This window comes from Stenotrophomonas sp. 220_Sma (genome assembly GCF_056487375.1).
Genome location: NZ_CM151348.1, coordinates 1,552,558 through 1,570,106, shown reverse-complemented (window position 1 = coordinate 1,570,106; position 17,549 = coordinate 1,552,558). Strand labels below are relative to the sequence as shown.

Genomic DNA, 17,549 nt, shown 5'->3' with positions numbered 1-17,549 from the left:
TCTTCACAATGCCCACCAACGCCGCCACCGCGGCCCCGAGAGTGAAGCCACGACGTGACGTTCCGCCTGCTGCCCGCGACCCGCCGGGGTCGCCTGATACTGATCGCCCTGCTCGCCCTTGCCGTTGCCGCAGCCGCCTGGTGGCTGCTGCGCAAGCCCGCCGCCCCGGCGGTGGCGACCACGCCCGCCAGCCGTGGTGACATCGAGCAGACGGTGGACGCCACCGGCGTGATCGACGCCTACAAGCTGGTCAGCGTCGGTGCCCAGGCCTCGGGCCAGATCAAGTCGCTGAAGGTGCAGCTGGGCGATACCGTGAAGGAAGGCGACCTGATTGCCGAAATCGACGCCACCACCCAGCAGAACCAGGTGCTCAATGCGCAGGCCTCGCTGGACCAGGTCACCGCCCAGCGCGCCGTGCAGCAGGCCACCCTGCGCCAGGCCGAACTGGAATTCGCGCGCCAGCAGCAGATGCTGGCCGCCGAGGCCACCTCGCGCCAGGAATACGATGCCGCCGAAGCACAGCTGAAGACCGCACGTGCCCAGCTGCAGTCCTACGAGGCACAGATCAAGGGCCGCGAGACCGAGCTGGGCACCGCCCGCGCCAACCTGGCCTACACCCGCATCACCGCGCCGATGGACGGCACCGTGGTGGCGGTGGTGGCCGAGGAAGGTCGCACCGTGAACGCCAACCAGACCGCACCGACCATCGTCATGCTGGCACGGCTGGACGTGGTCACCGTCAATGCCGAGATCTCCGAGGCCGACGTGGTCAAGATCAAGGCAGGCATGCCGGTGTACTTCACCACGCTGGGCGATCCGGACCGCAAGTACCACGCCACGCTGCGTCAGATCAATCCGGCGCCGGCCTCGATCGCCAACGAGAGTTCGTCCAGTTCCAGCAGTTCGTCCAGTTCCAGTTCCAGCAGTGCGGTCTACTACAACGCGTTGTTCGACGTGGAGAATCCGGATGGCACCCTGCGCATCGACATGACCGCGCAGGTCTCGGTACTGCTGAAGCAGGCCAAGGGCGTGCTGATGGTGCCGGCGGTGGCACTGGGGCCGAAGCGCCGTGGCGACGAGCGCATGGTGCGGGTGCTGGACGACAAGGGCCAGCCGCAGCCGCGCAAGGTTACCGTCGGCATCAACAACGGCGCCTCGGCCGAGATCCTGTCGGGACTGAAGGAAGGCGAGCGCGTGGTGGTCGGCGAAGCCGGTGCGGCCGGTGCCAGCGCCGGCGGCGGCAACCGCGGCGGCATGCAGATGCGGGTCGGCGGCCCGGGCATGGGGCGCCGATGAGCACGACGGCGCCGCTGCTGCGCCTGCGTGACCTGCGACGCGAATTCCCGGCCGGCGACGATGTGATCGCCGTGCTGCGCGACGTCAACCTCGACATCCACACCGGTGAGATGGTGGCCATCGTCGGCCAGTCCGGCTCAGGCAAGTCGACGCTGATGAACATCCTCGGCTGCCTCGATCGTCCCACCCGTGGCAGCTACCAGGTGGCCGGCCGCGAAACCGGGAAGATGGAGCCGGACGAGCTGGCCGAACTGCGCCGCGAGCATTTCGGCTTCATCTTCCAGCGCTACCACCTGTTGGGCGACCTCGATGCACGCGGCAACGTGGAAGTGCCGGCGGTGTACGCCGGCAGCCCCGGCCCGGTGCGCAACGCGCGTGCCGAACAACTGCTGCAGCGGCTGGGCCTGAGCGACCGCATGCACCACAAGCCGGGCCAGCTGTCCGGCGGCCAGCAGCAGCGCGTGTCGATCGCCCGTGCCCTGATGAACGGCGGCGAGGTGATCCTGGCCGACGAACCGACCGGCGCGCTCGACACGAAATCCGGCGAGGAAGTGATGGCGATCCTCGGCGAGCTGCACGCCGAAGGCCACACCATCATCATTGTCACCCACGACATGAGCGTGGCCGAACACGCGCAGCGCATCATCGAGATCCGCGACGGCGAGATCATCGCCGACCGCGCCAACCCGAATGCACCGACCTACCGCGCGCAGCGCGAGGCCAGCACCGGCGTCGCCCGCGGCAACAGCTGGCGAGCCGCGCGCGACCGCTTCACCGAAGCATTCCGCATGGCGTTGCTGGCGATGAATGCACATCGGCTGCGCACCTTCCTGACCATGCTTGGCATCATCATCGGTATCGCCTCGGTGGTCTCGGTGGTGGCGCTGGGCAACGGCTCGCAGCAGCAGATCCTGCAGAACATCAGCGCGCTCGGCACCAACACCATCGATGTCTACCCCGGCCGTGGTTTCGGCGACATGCGCTCGGCCCGCGTGCAGACGCTCAAAGCCAGTGATGCCGATGCGCTGGCCCGGCAGAGCTACGTCGACAGCTCCACGCCCAGCGTGTCGACCTCGGTCACCGCGCGTTACCGCAACCAGTCCTCCACCGCCCAGGTCAGCGGCGTCGGCGAGCAGTTCTTCCGGGTCAAGGGTGTGACCCTGCTCAGCGGCAGCTTCTTCGATGCCGATGCAGTGAAGGGCCTCGGCCAGGTGGCGGTGATCGACGAGAACACCCAGACCCAGTTCTTCCCCGATGTCGATCCGATCGGCCAGGTGATCCTGCTCGGCAACGTGCCGGCGCGCGTGGTCGGCGTGGCCAAGCGCCAGAGCTTCGGGTTCGGCGGCAGCACCAGCCTGAGCGTGTGGCTGCCGTACACCACGGTGATGTCGCGCATGCTCGGCCAGAGCCACGTGTCCAGCATCACCGTGCGCGTGGACGACGCCACGCCGATGGATGCCGCACAGGAAGCGATCACCCGACTGTTGACCATGCGCCATGGCACCGAGGACTTCTTCCTCAGCAACAGCGCCGAGATCCGCCAGACCATCGAGCAGACCACGCGCACGATGACCCTGCTGATCGGCGCCATCGCCGCCATCGCACTGCTGGTCGGTGGTATCGGTGTGATGAACATCATGCTGGTTTCGGTGACCGAGCGTACCCGCGAGATCGGCGTGCGCATGGCCGTCGGTGCACGGCAGAGTGATATCCGCCAGCAGTTCCTGATCGAAGCAGTGCTGGTGTGCCTGCTCGGCGGCGTGCTCGGCATCGGCCTGGCCCTGCTGCTGGGCTCGATGATCGGCCGCTTCGCCAGCGACTTCCAGGTGCTGTTCTCCACTGCCTCGATCGTTGCCGCGTTCGCCTGCTCGACCCTGATCGGCGTGGCGTTCGGCTTCCTGCCCGCGCGTAACGCCGCGCAGCTCGACCCGGTGGAGGCCCTGGCCCGCGAATGAAGATGATGACCCGACTGCCCTTCCCTGCCCCCTCGCGCCTGTTGCTGGCGGGCGCTGTACTGCTCGCTCTGTCCGGCTGCGCATCGATGGGCCGCTATCCGGTGCAGGCCCCCGACGTGGCGGCGACTTACGGTCGTGGCGATGCCACCCTCAATGCGCCGGCCGACGATCCGCGCAGCAGCCTGGATACTCCGGGCCGCGACATCCGCCAGGACACCTGGTGGACCGGTTTCGGCGATGAACGTCTCGACCGTCTGGTGGCGCAGGCGCTGGCCGCCAACAGCGATCTTGCCGCCGCTGGCCTGGCCGTGCAGCGTTCGCGCCTGCAGGCCGGCCTGGCCAGCAACGCGTTGTGGCCGCAGCCTTCGTCTTCAGGTGTGAGTGGTAGCGCCAGCCGCGCCACCGACCAGGCCGACGACTGGCGCCGCAGCTATTCCACCGGCGTCTCGCTGGGCTGGGAAGTGGACCTGTGGGGCCGCCTGCGCACCCAGCGCGACATCGCCCGCTGGGAAGCCGAGGCCAGCGAGGAAGACCGGCAGAACACCGCGCTGCTGGTGATCAGCGACACCATCAACCAATACTGGAACCTGGCCTATCTCAACCAGTCCATCGCCACCGGCCAGGCCAACCTGGAGCGGCTGGAACGTACCCGCGAACTGGTCCAGGCCCGCTTCGACGCCGGTGCAGTATCGCGCCTGGAAGTACGCCAGGCACTGCAGAACCTGCAGTCGCAGCGTTCCTCGCAGAGTGCGCTGGAACAGCAGCGGGTGGAGGCCCGCAATGCACTGACCGTGCTGCTGGACGGCACGCCCTGGCCGCAGCAGGACGAACCGCAGGACCTGCTCGGCGCAAGCAGCCCCAGCATCGCGGAGGGCCTGCCGACCGACCTGCTCGGTCGCCGTCCCGACCTGCGCGCGGCCGAACTGCGCCTGCGCAACAGCCTGAAGACCATCAAGGTGACCGCTACCCAGTACTACCCGGCGCTGAGCCTGACCGGCAGCCTCGGCTCCAGTGCAACGTCACTGGGTGACGTGCTGCGCAACCCGGTGGCCACGCTGGGCGCCGGCCTGTCGCTTCCGTTCCTCAACCTGCAGCGCGCGCAGCTGGATACCGATATCGCCGGCACCGCCTACCAGATCGCCGCGACCAATTTCCGCAAGACGCTGTATACCGCGCTCTCGGAAGTGGACAACGCGCTGTCGGCACGCGAGCAGCTGGCGCGCCAGGTGGCGGCCTCGCAGGCTTCGTACGACGAAGCGGTGGAAGTGGAACGGGCGCAGGAAGTGCGCTACCGCGTGGGTGCCACCGACCTGCGCACCTGGCTGGAAGCGCAGCAGACCCGGCGCGATGCCGAGCTGTCGCTGGCGCGCGTGCGCCAGGGCCAGCTGAACAACGATGTGACCTTGTTCAAGGCACTGGGCGGCAGCGCGGGGTGAGGCGGCAAGAGCGCCAACCAAGGTTGGCGACTACCGGTAGGTGTCGACCTTGGTCGACACGGCCGCTGCTGCCGATCAACCGCGCTGGCGCACGGCCTCGAACAGGCTGACACCGGCCGCGACGGAGACGTTCAGGCTCTCGATCTCGCCCGGCATCGGGATCTTGACCAGGCCATCGCAGTTCTCGCGGGTCAGGCGGCGCAGGCCATCGGCTTCACCGCCCAGCACCAGCGCGATGTTGCCCTTCAGGTCCAGCTGGTACAGCGAGGCGGTGGCTTCGCCGGCGAGGCCGTAGATCCACACGCCCTGCTTCTGCAGGTCCTTCAGGCAGCGCGACAGGTTGGTCACCGCCACCACCGGGATCAGATCGGCGGCACCCGCCGAGGTCTTGCGCACGGTGGCATTGACCGTGGCCGACTTGTCCTTGGGGATGATCACTGCAGTGGCGCCGGCGGCAGCGGCCGAGCGCAGGCAGGCGCCCAGGTTGTGCGGGTCCTGCACCTCGTCCAGCACCAGCAGCAGGGCCTTGCCCTCGGCTGCAGTGACCAGGCCTTCCAGCTCGTTCTCGCTGTAGGTGCGGGCGGCGGCATAGCGCGCGGCCACGCCCTGGTGGCGTACCGAACCGCCGACACCGTCCAGCGCCTGGCTGTTCACCTTGCGCACGTCGATGCCCTTGCGGCGGGCGTTTTCCTCGATCTCGGTCAGGCGCGGGTTCTTCGCACCGGCCTCGACCAGCACTTCGCGGACGTTCTCGGCGTCGTTCTCGATGGAGGAGGCGACGGCGTTGACGCCGACAATCCACTGGCTGTTCTTGCTCATGCGGGCGGGGACCGGAAAGGGGGTGGCTATGGTAGATCATCGGCGCCGACCGCGCTGCGCGCTCGCCGGGCACCGCCCGGCGCTACCCGCCGCTCAGCCTTCGGCGGAGCGGCTGCGCGGCGGCCAGTGCGGGGTGTCGTGGTCGGGGTGCTGGTGGGACACGATGGTGGCCAGGAACTCCAGCGCCGCGATGTCCTCCTCGGTGCGCCGCGCCGGCAGGCTGGCCAGGCTGTCGACGAAGGGCAGCTTGCGTTCGACTCCGTACTGGACGGTCGGTGGCAGGCGTTCGGGTTGGTCAAAGGCACCAGCGGCCACGGCCACGCCGTCGGGGGCTTCATAGGTCAACGGGGTACCGCAGTCGGCGCAGAAGCCACGCCGCACCACGTTGGACGACTGGAAATAGCGTGGCTGGCCGCGGGTCCAGCTGAACTGCACGCCGCGCACCGACACCAGCGGCGCGTAATAGGCACCGAAGGCCTTCTGGCACATCCGGCAATGGCAGATCGAGCTGTCGGTCAGCTCGCCTCGCGCCTGGAAGCGGATCGCGCCGCACTGGCAGCCGCCGCTGTATTCGGGTTGGCCCTGCATTGTGAGTTCCTCCGAAACGTCGTGCCAACCAACGGTTGGCACCTACCGGGTGAGGTGGGTGCCGACCGGGTGAGGTGGATACCTACCGGGTGAGGTGGGTGCCGACCGTTGGTCGGCACACCTTTCAATACTGCTTCTTGGTGCGCTTGGCCGGCTTGCCACGCTCGGGCAGCGGCGGCAGGCCATCGCCTTCATCCTCACCCTTGTGCTCGACCAGGCGGAAGTCGATCTTGCGCTCTTCCATGCTGGCCTTCAGCACCAGGATGCGCACGCGATCACCCAGCCGGTAGCTGCTGCCACGGCGTTCGCCGGTCAGCGTCTTGCGGGTCGCGTCGAACTTGTAATAGTCCTGCGGCAGCTGGGTCACATGGACCAGGCCCTGCACCTTCGACTCGTCCAGCTCCACGAACAGGCCGAAGCTGGTCACGCCGCTGATCACGCCATCGAACTGGCCGCCCACGTGCTTTTCCATCCACGCGGCGCGGTAGCGCTCGTCGACCTCGCGCTCGGCCTCATCGGCACGGCGCTCACGCTCGGAGCACTGCAGCGCCAGCGCAGCCATTTCGCGTGCGTTGTAGGTGAACTTGTCCAGCGGCTTGCCGGACAGCGCGTGCTTGATCGCGCGGTGCACCAGCAGGTCAGGGTAGCGACGGATCGGCGAGGTGAAGTGCGCGTACGCCTCCAGCGCCAGGCCGAAGTGACCGTGATTCTCCGGGCTGTAGATCGCCAGGCTCTGGCTGCGCAGCAGCACCGATTCCAGCAACGTGGCATCAGGACGGTCGCGGATCTTCTTCAGCAGCTTGGTGTAATCGCCCGGACGCACCTTGGACCACGGCGGCAGGCTCAGCTTGAACTCCTTGAGGAATTCCAGCAGGTCGGCGTACTTGGTTTCCGGCGGCTTCTCATGGATGCGGTACGGGGCCGGCACGTGGCGCGACAGCAGGTACCTGGCCGCCTCGACGTTGGCCGCGATCATGCATTCCTCGATCAGCTTGTGTGCGTCGTTGCGCACCAGCATGCCGGCCTGGGTGACTTCACCGCGGTTGTCCAGCACGAAGCGCACTTCGCTGCTTTCGAACTCGATGGCGCCGCGCTTGGCACGTGCCTTGGACAGCACCTTGTACAGCTGGTGCAGGCGCTGCACCTGCGGCAGCAGGTCGCCCATCCAGGCCTTGGTATCGGCATCGTCCTCGCCCACCGCCTTCCACACCTGGGTGTAGGTCAGGCGCGCGTGCGAGTTCATCACCGCTTCGTAGAAGCGCGAATGCGTGACCAGGCCGTCACGGTCGATCTGCATGTCGCAGACAAAGCACATGCGGTCGACCTTCGGCATCAGCGAACAGATGCCGTTGGACAGCGTCTCCGGCAGCATCGGCACCACGAAGCCCGGGAAGTACACCGAGGTGGCGCGCTTCTGCGCCTCCTCATCCAGCGGCGTGCCGGGGCGCACGTAGTTCGAGACATCGGCGATCGCCACCACCAGGCGGAAACCCTCGGCATTCGGCTCGCAGTAGACCGCGTCGTCGAAGTCCTTGGCATCCTCGCCATCGATGGTGACCAGCGGCGTGCTGCGCAGGTCGACGCGGTCGCCGATCATCGCCGGTTCGACCACCAGCGGTACCGAGGCGGCTTCGTCCAGCACTTCCTGCGGGAACTCAAACGGTAGCTCATGACCGTGGATGGCGGTTTCCACCACCAGCGAGGCGGTCAGCTTGTCGCCGAGCACGGCGATGATGCGGCCGATCGGCGGGCGGCGGCTGTCCGGCGCCTGGGTCAGTTCACAGACCACCAGCTGGCCATCGCGCGCACCACCGGTCTGGTCCGGCGGCACCTGCACGTTGCGCTGCACGCGCTTGTCGTCGGGCACCACGTAGTTGATGCCCATCTCGATGCTGAAGCGGCCGATCAGGCGGGTCATGCCGCGCTCGAGCACGCGGGCGATGCTGCCTTCGCGACGGCCACGATGGTCGATGCCGGTCACACGGGCCAGCACCTTGTCGCCGTGCATGACCTTGCGCATTTCATACGGCGGCAGGAACAGGTCGTCACCGCCCTCGACCGGGCGCAGGAAACCGAACCCTTCCGGGTTGGCAATCACCACGCCGGTGACCAGGTTCAGGGTCTGGATCGGGGCGAAACCGCCGCGACGGTTCTGCACCAGCTGGCCGTCGCGGACCATGGCACCGAGCCGGCGCGACAGCGCCTCGGCGCGGTCCGGCGCGGTCAGGCCCAGGCGCGCGCCGAGTTCTTCAGCGGTCTGCGGCCCTTCGCAGCGTTCCAGCAGGGCCAGGATGGCCTCGCGGCTGGCGATGGGCTGTTCGTACTTCTCGGCTTCGCGGGCGGCATAGGGATCGTCGATCACCTTGCCGGTCGGCGGCAGCTTGCGGCCCGGGGCCGGGCCCGGAGCGGCGGCATCGGCGCTGCGGACCTTGCGACCACGCGGTGGTGCGCCGCCTTCATTCAATTCGGGGAACCAGCCCGGCAACGGCTTGCCCGGCTTGGTGGTGCGGGCCGTGCCCGCCTTGGCGCCCTTCTTCGGGGCCTGGCTGCGGGAGGTGCTCCCGCCCTTGCTTGGTTTTTTGGTAGTCATCGCCCTACATGGTAGCCGCTGACGGCGTGCAGAACGGGTCAGCGGCTGTCTTGAAGGCCTTGCATGAAAAATATTCAGGAAGTCGTTGACAGCCTGCGGATTCATCTTCACAATTGCGCCTCTGGAACGCCCAGGTGGCGGAATTGGTAGACGCACTAGTTTCAGGTACTAGCGGGTAAAACCGTGGAGGTTCGAGTCCTCTCCTGGGCACCAACAAAAAAATTCCTCGCTTCGGCGGGGATTTTTTTTGCCTGCGATCCGGCAGTTCACTACGAGCAGGGCCACCTCCAGTTCAACCCGGCAGTACGCGCCGTATTGCCAAACGCATGCCTCTATGGCGAAGCCCCCCCCCCTCCTGTCGAGCAGACAGTTGAGCGCCAAACCTGCGCTTCGGCTCCCGCCCCACCCATATCGGCGGCGCCCCAAAAAGCGCCCAATCGCCTCCCAATATGGACGTAGACTCCTCTCGAGACCTGATCACGGGAGGGCAACGATGCCCGCAAAATGGAAGAAGAGATACAACCCAATCCCGCAACTTGCGAGGATCAACGCCGCTCGCACTTTAAGCAATGACGGTACCGTTTCGTTCAGAGGGATGGGGATCCAAGAGGACATCGAGACCCTTATATCGATGATTGAATTCCCATCCGTGACAGAACACCTTGATCACTCAGAGCTGATCTGGTCCGCAATATCAAAAAAATATGAAAGCCTAGACTCGACAAACACCCTGATCGGGCTCAATGAAGAAATTAGCAGAATAAATTCAAGAAAGACAAAAATTTATTCAATAATCACTTCAATATCGACATCAAGCCAATCGCTTCCAAGAAAAATAAAGACGAATCTGGCAACAATCCATTTCTACAAAAATGGCATTCCTGCAAAGTTCAAAAACTCCAGGACGAAACTGGAAAAACGCCACCTCACAAGCATTCCCCAGACCCCTACCCACTATTGCTGGACACGAATCGAAATTAAAGGGAAGTCGCCTGAAATAGCTATGCGACAGGCCTTACGTGAACTATCGTTCGTACGAGGGATATTCGCAACTTACGCAAATTTTGAAATGGAGTCGTCGTTCTGGGGCTCCACCAATCATAGCCCTATCAACAGAATTCGAACAGGAGGCTTGCACTCAATTCACGAAAAATCCGGCGAAACTGCAGTTGACACACTTTGGTATGATCCGGATTTCAAGGAAAGCAAACAATTCAAACCCAAAGATGTCAAAGCCTGGAAGAAGGCATGCAGATCCACGCTTCGAAAAGTAAAAAATTCAAACTATTCGGAGCAACTCTCAGATGCACTTGCACTTTACGCGAACGCCTTCGACGAAAGCAACCAAGGCACGGCATTCATTAAACTCTGGTCTGCTCTAGAACTAATCACCACCCCAGGCAGCCCAGCCAATTACGCCGACATTGTCAGACGATGCAGTTTCATGCATGCCCCTGGTGAGTACTCAAGACAGGTGCTTGAACACTTGCGAGAACATCGCAACAGTTTGGTGCATCGCGACGAGTCACGAGGCGACCCAAGAATCAAGTGCTATCAGCTTCAGTACTTCTTTCGGACAGCAATCCATTTCTATGCCCACTTCGGGAAAAAATTCAGCTCCCTCGAAGAAGCGCACAACTTCCTCGATCTCCCAACGGATCCGTTCATCATCAAGAGGAACATGGATTACCTGAAGCTGGCGCTCAAGTTTGTCACCCCAGATCGAGATCCAACAAGTTAATTCCACCACATCCTCAGCCAGAGCGCGGGTGGCCATGCGCCGTCACAGCCAGAACCAAGGGGGGGGGGTGTTGACAAGGAACGAAACGCACCGCATAATTCTCCTCCTCGACGCCCAGGTGGCGGAATTGGTAGACGCACTAGTTTCAGGTACTAGCGGGTAAAACCGTGGAGGTTCGAGTCCTCTCCTGGGCACCACGTCGAGAATGAGAAAAACCCGCGAAAGCGGGTTTTTTCATGCCCGTGACTCGGCATCGCCGCGACCGGCGGCCGGCATCACAACAGCGGCCGCAGCACCAGCTCCAGCCCCAGCAGCAGCAGGAAACCCAGGAAACAGGCGCGGAACACCCGCGCACTGATGCGCTGCCGGATCACCTGCCCCAGCCACATGCCCAGCAATGCCGGCAGCACCGCCAGCGTACTCAGCCCCAGCTGCTGGATGCCGAATGCGCCGTGCAGCACCAGGCCAGTGGTCAGCGAAATCGTCGACACAGTGAACGCCAGCCCCAGCGCCTGCACCAGCTCCTCGCGCTGCAACCCCAGCGACTGCAGGTACGGCACCGCCGGCATCACGAACACGCCGGTGGCGCCGGTCACCACACCCGACAACGCCCCCACCAGCGGCCCCAGCCATCGCTCGCGCCGCTGCGGCACGCGGAACACCGGCGCAAGCAGGGCATAGGCCGCATAAACCACCAGCGCAACGCCCAGCGCAACACGCGACCAGGTGCGATCGACCCGCACCAGCAGCGCTGCCGAACCCAGCGTCACCACCACCACGGCCAGCATCATCGGCCACAGGCGCCGCACGATGTGGCCCAGTGAGGGGCCGGACAACAGCTGCCACGCATTGGTGACGAAGGTGGGGATGAACAGCATCGATGCCGCCGCCACCGGCGACAGCGCGCCACCGAGCAGACCCATCGCCACCGTCGGCAACCCCATGCCGGTCACGCCCTTGACCACACCGGCCAGCACGAACACCACCACCAGCAGCACGTAGAAGTACATCGATTCATTCATGCCTTCATTGGATCGGCCGGCCGCTCGGCGCACAATGCGGTCTTCCCGGCCTCGCCTTCGGCTGATCCGAAGGCGCAGGCGTTGCGATGAGGGCATCACATGCGGATGGATATCGCCGACCTGCGCCTGTTCCTGGCCATTGCCGAGGCGGGCAGCATCACGGCCGGTGCCGCGCAGGCAAACCTGGCACTGGGCTCAGCCAGTGAGCGCCTGCGCACGATCGAAGCCGATGCCGGTACCCCGCTGTTGAACCGGCACCCACGCGGCGTCAGCCTGACCGAAGCCGGTGCCGCGCTCGCCCACCATGCACGTTTGATCCTGCAGCAGCAGGCGCAGCTGCGCGGTGAACTGCAGGCGTTCGCGCACGGTGCGCGCGGCACCCTGCATCTGTATGCCAACACCGCAGCGCTGACCAACTACCTGCCCTCGCGGCTCGCACCGTGGCTGGCCGAACGCCCGCGCCTGCACGTGGAGCTGCTGGAGCGCACCAGCCCCGAAGTCGTGCGCGCGATCAGCGCTGGCCAGGCCGAGGCCGGCATCATCAGCGATGCGGTCGACGCTGCCGGCCTGCAGCAGCATGTGGTCGCCGAAGATCCACTGGTGATGCTGCTGCCCGAAGACCACCGCTTCGCATCGCGGCGCAGCGTGGCCTTCACCGATGTTGCCGGCGAGACCTTCGTTGCCCTGGCCGATGGCAATGCACTGCAGACCTACATCGAAGACCAGGCGCGCGACATCGGGCGCCGCCTGGACGTGCGCATCCGCATGAAGACCTTCGAAGGTGTGTGCATCATGGTCGGCCACGGCATTGGTGTCGGCATCGTGCCGCGGACCATCGCCCGCCAGCATCGGCGCGGTACGCACACCGTCGCCGTACCGCTCGCCGATGCGTGGGCACAGCGCCGCCTGTGCGCCTGTTTTGCCGAATGGGCGCAGTTGTCATCGGCAATGCGCAGCCTGCTGCTTCACCTGGGCGTGCAGCCGCAGAAAAAGGTGTGAAATGTTGTTGACACATCCCCTGCCGTACCGCACAATTCATCTCCTGAGTCGCCCAGGTGGCGGAATTGGTAGACGCACTAGTTTCAGGTACTAGCGGGTAAAACCGTGGAGGTTCGAGTCCTCTCCTGGGCACCACGACTCAAGATGATCAAACCCGCGAAAGCGGGTTTTTTCGTTTCCGGGGTTTGCAGCGTCAACGCGATGGTGACGCCCATCCACGCATGGATGCACTCCGTCGACGCCTGAGTGCACAAACAAAAACCCCGCCTTGCGGCGGGGTCAAAATACAGCACGTGTTTCCAGGGAGTTTCAGTGTCCGCCACCGGCGGCCGCACCTGCGCCTGCGCCAAACGGCGGTTTGGCCAGCCACAGGAACGCGATGATCGCCAGGAAGATCCAGCCCAGCAGGAAGAAGATGTCGTTGAAGCCCATCTGCGATGCCTGGTGGTTGATCATGTTGTTCAGTACCGCTGCGCCATGTTGCAGGTCGCCCTGCCCCATCGCTGTCACCTGGTCCTGCATGCCCGGCTGATAGACCGAGATGTGCTCGGTCAGGTCGGCGTGGTGCACCTGGGTGCGCCGCGCCCACAGCCACGTCGTCAGCGACGCCGCGAAGCTGCCACCCAGCGTGCGCAGGAAGGTGGCCAGGCCTGAGCCCGCCGCGATCTCGCGCCCATCCAGGTCCGACAGCAGGATCTGCAGCACCGGCATGAAGAACAGCGCGACGCCGATGCCCATGATCAGCTGCACGCCCGCCACATGGTTGTAGTCCACCTGCAGGTTGAAGTTCGAACGCAGGAAGCTGGTCATCGACAACACAATGAACGCAATCGTAGCCAGCATGCGCATGTCGAAGCGCGATGCATACTTGCCCACGAACGGGGTCATGATCACCGGCAGGATACCGATCGGCGCTGTCGCCAGGCCCGCCCAGATCGCGGTGTAGCCCATGTCACGCTGCAACCACTGCGGAATCAGCAACGCCACGCTGAAGAACGCCGCGTAGGCCACCACCATCGCCAGCGTACCGGCGCGGAAGTTGCGATGCCGGAACAGCTTCAGGTCGACGATCGGATCCTTGTCGGTCAGTTCCCAGATCAGGAACACCGTCAGCGTAACCACGGCCACGCACGCCAGCACCACGATCTTCATCGACGAGAACCAGTCCTCGTCGTTGCCCAGGTCGAGCACCAGCTGCAGCGCACCGACACCGATCACCAGGGTGACCAGGCCGACGTAGTCCATCTTCGGCTTCTCGATGTGCTCCGGGCGCCCCTTCAGCTGGTTGCCCACCACCAGCGCGGCGAAGATGCCCAGCGGCACGTTGATCAGGAAGATCCATTCCCAGCTGTAGTTGTCGGTGATCCAGCCACCGAGAATGGGGCCGCAGATCGGCGCCACCACCGTGATCATCGCCAGCAGCGCCAGTGCCTGCCCGCGTTTCTCCCGTGGATAGATCGAGACCAGCAACGACTGCGTGATCGGGTACATCGGGCCGGCCACGAAACCCTGCAGCGCACGCGACAGCACCAGCATGCCCATGCTCTGCGCCAGGCCGCACAGCAGCGAGGTGATGACGAAGGCCAGCGTGGCCCAGACGAACAGCTTGCGTTCGCCGAAGCGGCGGCTGAGCCAGCCGGTCAGCGGCAGCGCGATGGCCGTGCTGACCGCGAACGAGGTGATGACCCAGGTCGCCTGCTGCGAACTGGCGCCGAGGTTACCGGCGATGGTCGGCAGCGAGACGTTGGCGATGGTGGTGTCGAGCACCTGCATGAACGACGCCATCGCCAGGCCCACGGTGCACAGGGCGACGCTGGGCGGCAGGAACCCGGAGGCCGCACCCGGCGCCGCCGGGGCGCCCGGAGCACCGGGCGCGGCTGGAGCTTGTGCGGACATGGCGACCTCAGCCCACCTTCGCCTGCTGCGGCAGGTTGCCCTGGATGATCGTGTGGATCACCTCGTCGGCATCATGCAGCTGCTTGGCATACACGTCGGTGTCGAACACCGTGCCCTTGGCCGGGGTGCTCGGCAGCACTTCGCCCTTCTGGTCGCGCAGGCTCACTTCGGCCTTCATCGACAGGCCGATGCGCAGCGGGTGTTCGGCCAGCTGCTTGGCATCGATGGCGATGCGTACCGGCACGCGCTGAACGATCTTGATCCAGTTGCCGCTGGCATTCTGCGCCGGCAGCAGCGAGAACGCCGAGCCGGTGCCCAGGCCCAGGCTCTGGACGCGGCCCTTGTACTTCACGTCACCGGCGTACAGGTCCGACTTCAGCTCAACTTCCTGGCCCAGGCGCATGTGGCGCAGCTGGGTTTCCTTGAAGTTGGCCTCGACCCACATCTGCTCGGTCGGCACCACCGCCATCAGGGCATTGCCCGGCTGCACGCGCTGGCCAACCTGCACCGAACGACGGGCGACGTAACCGGTGACCGGCGCGACGATGCCGGCGCGGGCATTGTTGAGGAAGGCCTGGCGCAGCTGCGCGGCGGCCGCCTGCACGTCCGGCTGGGTGGCGATCACGGTGTCGTCGACCAGCGCGCGGTTGCGCTCGACGGTCTCGCGCGAACCGGCCACGGCGGCTTCGGCAGCGGCCAGCTCGTCACGGGCATGGGCCAGTTCTTCATTGGAAATGGCGCCGGTGGCGGCCAGATCCTTGCGGCGGGCGAAATCGTCGCGCACGCGCTTCAGGGTCACCTGGCGGGCGTTCAAATCCGCCTGTGCGCCTTCCACGCTGCGGTACAGGCCACGGGTCTGGCGCACGGTCTTGGCCAGGTTGGCTTCGGCCTGCTGCAGCGCCACCGACGTGTCGGACGGGTCCAGCTGCACCAGCAGCTGGCCGCGCTCCACGCGCATGCCGTCATCGGCGTTGATGGCGACCACGGTACCGGCCACCAGCGGGGTGATCTGCACCTGGTTGCCCTGCACGTAGGCGTCGTCGGTCTCTTCGAACCAACGGCCGAACATGAAGTACCACAGCGCCAGTGCGGCAAGCAGCAGCACGACGATCACGAACAGGCCGCGCAGCAGGTTGCCGCGGCGGTTGGGGGCGGCCGGGGCCGCAGTGTCTTGGGTCTGGCTCATGGCGGAAGTCTTCAGGAATGCGAGGAATCGGAATGGGAGGCGATCGGTGCGCGGTCGGCGTCAGATGGCTGGAAACCACCGCCCAGCGCCTTGCTCAGGCGCACCGAGGTCTGCACCTGCTGCGACTGCAGGCCGGCCAGCTGCTGCTGTGACTGCAGCAGGGTGGACTGCGCGGTCAGCACGTCCAGGTAGCTGCCGATGCCGGCGCGGTAGCGCTGCTGGGCCAGGTCGAAGGCCGAACGTGCGGTAGCCACCGCCTGCTGCTGCGAATGCGCCTGCTGTGCCAGCGAACGCACCGCGTTGACCTGGTCGGCCACGTCGCGCAGTGCATCGAGCACGGTCTGGTTGTAGTTGGCCACCGCCAGGTCGTACTGCGCATCGGTGTTGGCCAGGTTGGCGCGCAGCTTGCCGCCTTCGAAGATCGGCAGGCTCAGCGCCGGTCCGATGTAGGCGAAGGTCGAACTGCTTTTCAGCAGATCGCCCACGTTCGGTGCGACGACACCAGCCAGTGCGGTCAGGTTGAAGCTCGGGTAGAACTTGGTCCTGGCGACCTTGATCTGCTTGTCGGCCGCTTCCACGCGCCAGCGCGCGGCAACGATGTCCGGGCGACGACCCAACAGTTCGCTGGGCAGCACGCCCGGCAGCTGCAGCGCCATCGGATTCAACGCCTGCGGGCGCTGGATCGACAGGCCACGGTCCGGACCCTTGCCGACCAGCGCGGCCAGCGCGGTGCGGGCCGCATCGATGCGCTGCTGCGCGGCCTGCACCTGCTGCTGCGCGGCGGGCACGCGGGCCTCGGCCTGGCGCACCTGCAGATCACTGTCGATGCCGGCGCTGCGGCGTTGGCGGGTCAGTTCCAGCGACTTCTGCGAGCGGCCCAGCTCTTCTTCGGCCACGTCATTGAGCTGCCATGCATACGCCAGGTCGGCATAGGCCTGGGTGATGCCGGTGGACAGGTTCAGGCGTGCAGCCTGGGCTTCGACAGTGGCGGCATGGGCGCCGTCCACGGCCGCTTCCCAGGCAGCGCGCTTGCCACCCCACAGGTCCACGCCATAGCTGAAATCAAACGCGACCTGGCTGCTGCCAGCGTAATGGCCACCCATCTCGCTGCCGGCCATCGACTCGGGCAGGCGCAGACCGGTGTAACCACCGGACACCGACAGGCTGGGCAGGCGATCGGCACGCGCGGTACCGACCTGCGACTGCGCCTGGCGCAGGCGCGCATCGGCAGCGTCCAGGCTCGGGTGGCCAGCCAGGCCCTCGGCGACCAGCGCGTCCAGCTGCGCATCGCCCAGTGCCTTCCACCAGTCCTGCGCCGGGAAGCCGGTGGCGCTCAGGTCGGTGTCGGCCAGGGTGCGTTCGCTGTGCAGGCTGTCCACGTCGAGCACGTGGCCCTGCGGGTTGAGGCCACGACTGCTGGCGCAGGCGGCCAGGGCCAGGGCCAGCGCTGATACCAGCAGCGCGCGCCCGGACCGGCGGAGAGTGGGTTGCGGGATCGGGTTCATGGGGTCGTCAGGGAATCGCGGATTCGGGTGAGGAGGGACAGCAGCTGCGTGCGCTCGTCGGCGGAAAGATCACGCAGGGCGTAATCCATCACCGCGTCGCCACGCAGCTTCAGCCGCGCCCACAGTGCGCGGCCTTCATCGGTCAGCACGATCTGCAGCGCACGCCGGTCCTGGGCATGCGGTTCGCGGCGGACGCAGCCCAGCGACTCCAGCTTGTCCAGCAGGCGGGTCACCGCACTGGGCACCTGGTCGATGGCCTGGGCCAGCTCGTTGGCCGTGCACGGAGCCATGTTGGAAAGCACCTTCAACCCGATGTAATGGGTGAAGCCGATACCCAGGTCTTCTTCAGCCATGGATGCGTCGAGTTGACGGACCAGGCCGTCGCGCACCTGGCGCAGCAGCAGGCCGAAGCTGGGGGGAGTGGTTGCAGGACAGATCATGGGGGAGCATTCTCTTCAAAAAAAATATTTCTCAATGGAAATATTCGATCTGGCATCGAATGCTGTGTTGCAGCAG

The 17,549-nt window shown here is 65.5% G+C and carries 13 protein-coding genes and 3 tRNA genes; 8 read left to right on the top strand and 8 right to left on the bottom strand.

Features of this window, described 5'->3' with window-relative positions:
* The first annotated feature begins 54 nt into the window (after positions 1–54).
* Genes ACZLIB_RS07400 through ACZLIB_RS07390 form a run of 3 tightly spaced genes read left to right on the top strand, consistent with a single transcriptional unit; the run spans position 55 to position 4,687 of the window.
* Entirely contained in the window at positions 55–1,296 is a 1,242-nt protein-coding gene (locus ACZLIB_RS07400; RefSeq protein WP_253143317.1) for an efflux RND transporter periplasmic adaptor subunit, read from the top strand.
* Complete coding sequence (locus ACZLIB_RS07395; RefSeq protein WP_478469510.1) at positions 1,293–3,251, top strand: MacB family efflux pump subunit; 1,959 nt, start codon at positions 1,293–1,295, stop codon at positions 3,249–3,251. The genes ACZLIB_RS07400 and ACZLIB_RS07395 overlap by 4 nt, the downstream gene beginning before the upstream one ends.
* Entirely contained in the window at positions 3,248–4,687 is a 1,440-nt protein-coding gene (locus ACZLIB_RS07390; protein ID WP_414577574.1) for an efflux transporter outer membrane subunit, read from the top strand. Before ACZLIB_RS07395 ends, ACZLIB_RS07390 begins: the two co-directional genes overlap by 4 nt.
* 75 nt (positions 4,688–4,762) lie before the next feature.
* On the opposite strand, the gene rlmB is transcribed toward ACZLIB_RS07390, so the two are convergent.
* From rlmB to rnr, 3 genes are all read right to left on the bottom strand, one after another.
* A complete protein-coding gene (gene rlmB, locus ACZLIB_RS07385; RefSeq protein ID WP_005408775.1) occupies positions 4,763–5,506 on the bottom strand; it encodes a 23S rRNA (guanosine(2251)-2'-O)-methyltransferase RlmB in 744 nt (247 codons plus the stop codon).
* 93 nt (positions 5,507–5,599) lie between these two features.
* The gene (locus tag ACZLIB_RS07380; RefSeq protein WP_478469508.1) at positions 5,600–6,094 is read right to left on the bottom strand and encodes a GFA family protein; all 495 of its coding nucleotides are present in this window, start codon (positions 6,092–6,094) and stop codon (positions 5,600–5,602) included.
* Between the two features lie 124 nt (positions 6,095–6,218).
* Complete coding sequence (gene rnr / locus ACZLIB_RS07375; RefSeq protein WP_032127913.1) at positions 6,219–8,684, bottom strand: ribonuclease R; 2,466 nt, start codon at positions 8,682–8,684, stop codon at positions 6,219–6,221.
* A 128-nt stretch (positions 8,685–8,812) separates the two neighbouring features.
* Between rnr and ACZLIB_RS07370 the strand changes: the two genes are divergently transcribed.
* The 3 genes from ACZLIB_RS07370 (at position 8,813) to ACZLIB_RS07360 (ending at position 10,622) form a co-directional block, all read left to right on the top strand.
* Positions 8,813–8,897 (top strand) — tRNA-Leu (locus ACZLIB_RS07370).
* Positions 8,898–9,177: 280 nt separating this feature from the next.
* Complete coding sequence (locus ACZLIB_RS07365; RefSeq protein WP_478469507.1) at positions 9,178–10,425, top strand: hypothetical protein; 1,248 nt, start codon at positions 9,178–9,180, stop codon at positions 10,423–10,425.
* Between the two features lie 112 nt (positions 10,426–10,537).
* Positions 10,538–10,622 (top strand) — tRNA-Leu (locus ACZLIB_RS07360).
* Positions 10,623–10,700: 78 nt separating this feature from the next.
* Here the strand turns inward: ACZLIB_RS07360 and ACZLIB_RS07355 are convergent.
* A complete protein-coding gene (locus ACZLIB_RS07355; protein WP_107433349.1) occupies positions 10,701–11,447 on the bottom strand; it encodes a sulfite exporter TauE/SafE family protein in 747 nt (248 codons plus the stop codon).
* Positions 11,448–11,546: 99 nt separating this feature from the next.
* Here ACZLIB_RS07355 and ACZLIB_RS07350 point away from each other — a divergent pair, with 99 nt between their 5' ends.
* Entirely contained in the window at positions 11,547–12,446 is a 900-nt protein-coding gene (locus ACZLIB_RS07350; protein WP_478469506.1) for a LysR family transcriptional regulator, read from the top strand.
* A gap of 50 nt (positions 12,447–12,496) precedes the next feature.
* Positions 12,497–12,581 (top strand) — tRNA-Leu (locus ACZLIB_RS07345).
* Between the two features lie 174 nt (positions 12,582–12,755).
* On the opposite strand, the gene emrB is transcribed toward ACZLIB_RS07345, so the two are convergent.
* The 4 genes from emrB to emrR are packed head-to-tail and all read right to left on the bottom strand — an operon-like array spanning position 12,756 to position 17,473.
* On the bottom strand, positions 12,756–14,342 hold the full coding sequence (gene emrB / locus ACZLIB_RS07340; protein ID WP_032127920.1) for a multidrug efflux MFS transporter permease subunit EmrB: 1,587 nt from the start codon (positions 14,340–14,342) through the stop codon (positions 12,756–12,758).
* A 7-nt stretch (positions 14,343–14,349) separates the two neighbouring features.
* Positions 14,350–15,528: a multidrug efflux MFS transporter periplasmic adaptor subunit EmrA gene (emrA, locus tag ACZLIB_RS07335; protein ID WP_049399501.1), complete on the bottom strand. Its 1,179-nt coding sequence runs from the start codon at positions 15,526–15,528 to the stop codon at positions 14,350–14,352.
* A gap of 11 nt (positions 15,529–15,539) precedes the next feature.
* Positions 15,540–17,033 (bottom strand): multidrug efflux transporter outer membrane subunit EmrC, encoded by a 1,494-nt coding sequence (gene emrC, locus ACZLIB_RS07330; RefSeq protein WP_478469504.1) that lies wholly within the window; start codon positions 17,031–17,033, stop codon positions 15,540–15,542.
* Complete coding sequence (emrR, locus tag ACZLIB_RS07325; RefSeq protein ID WP_032127923.1) at positions 17,030–17,473, bottom strand: multidrug efflux system transcriptional regulator EmrR; 444 nt, start codon at positions 17,471–17,473, stop codon at positions 17,030–17,032. The genes emrC and emrR overlap by 4 nt, the downstream gene beginning before the upstream one ends.
* Between the last annotated feature and the right edge of the window lie 76 nt (positions 17,474–17,549).

Coding starts and splice junctions, on each gene's coding strand:
- ACZLIB_RS07395 (WP_478469510.1), top strand. CDS start 1,293: ATGAGCACGACGGCGCCGCTGCTGCGCCTGCGTGACCTGCGACGCGAA.
- ACZLIB_RS07380 (WP_478469508.1), bottom strand. CDS start 6,094: ATGCAGGGCCAACCCGAATACAGCGGCGGCTGCCAGTGCGGCGCGATC.
- ACZLIB_RS07390 (WP_414577574.1), top strand. CDS start 3,248: ATGAAGATGATGACCCGACTGCCCTTCCCTGCCCCCTCGCGCCTGTTG.
- ACZLIB_RS07355 (WP_107433349.1), bottom strand. CDS start 11,447: ATGAATGAATCGATGTACTTCTACGTGCTGCTGGTGGTGGTGTTCGTG.
- rlmB (WP_005408775.1), bottom strand. CDS start 5,506: ATGAGCAAGAACAGCCAGTGGATTGTCGGCGTCAACGCCGTCGCCTCC.
- emrB (WP_032127920.1), bottom strand. CDS start 14,342: ATGTCCGCACAAGCTCCAGCCGCGCCCGGTGCTCCGGGCGCCCCGGCG.
- emrA (WP_049399501.1), bottom strand. CDS start 15,528: ATGAGCCAGACCCAAGACACTGCGGCCCCGGCCGCCCCCAACCGCCGC.
- rnr (WP_032127913.1), bottom strand. CDS start 8,684: ATGACTACCAAAAAACCAAGCAAGGGCGGGAGCACCTCCCGCAGCCAG.
- emrR (WP_032127923.1), bottom strand. CDS start 17,473: ATGATCTGTCCTGCAACCACTCCCCCCAGCTTCGGCCTGCTGCTGCGC.
- ACZLIB_RS07350 (WP_478469506.1), top strand. CDS start 11,547: ATGCGGATGGATATCGCCGACCTGCGCCTGTTCCTGGCCATTGCCGAG.
- emrC (WP_478469504.1), bottom strand. CDS start 17,033: ATGAACCCGATCCCGCAACCCACTCTCCGCCGGTCCGGGCGCGCGCTG.
- ACZLIB_RS07365 (WP_478469507.1), top strand. CDS start 9,178: ATGCCCGCAAAATGGAAGAAGAGATACAACCCAATCCCGCAACTTGCG.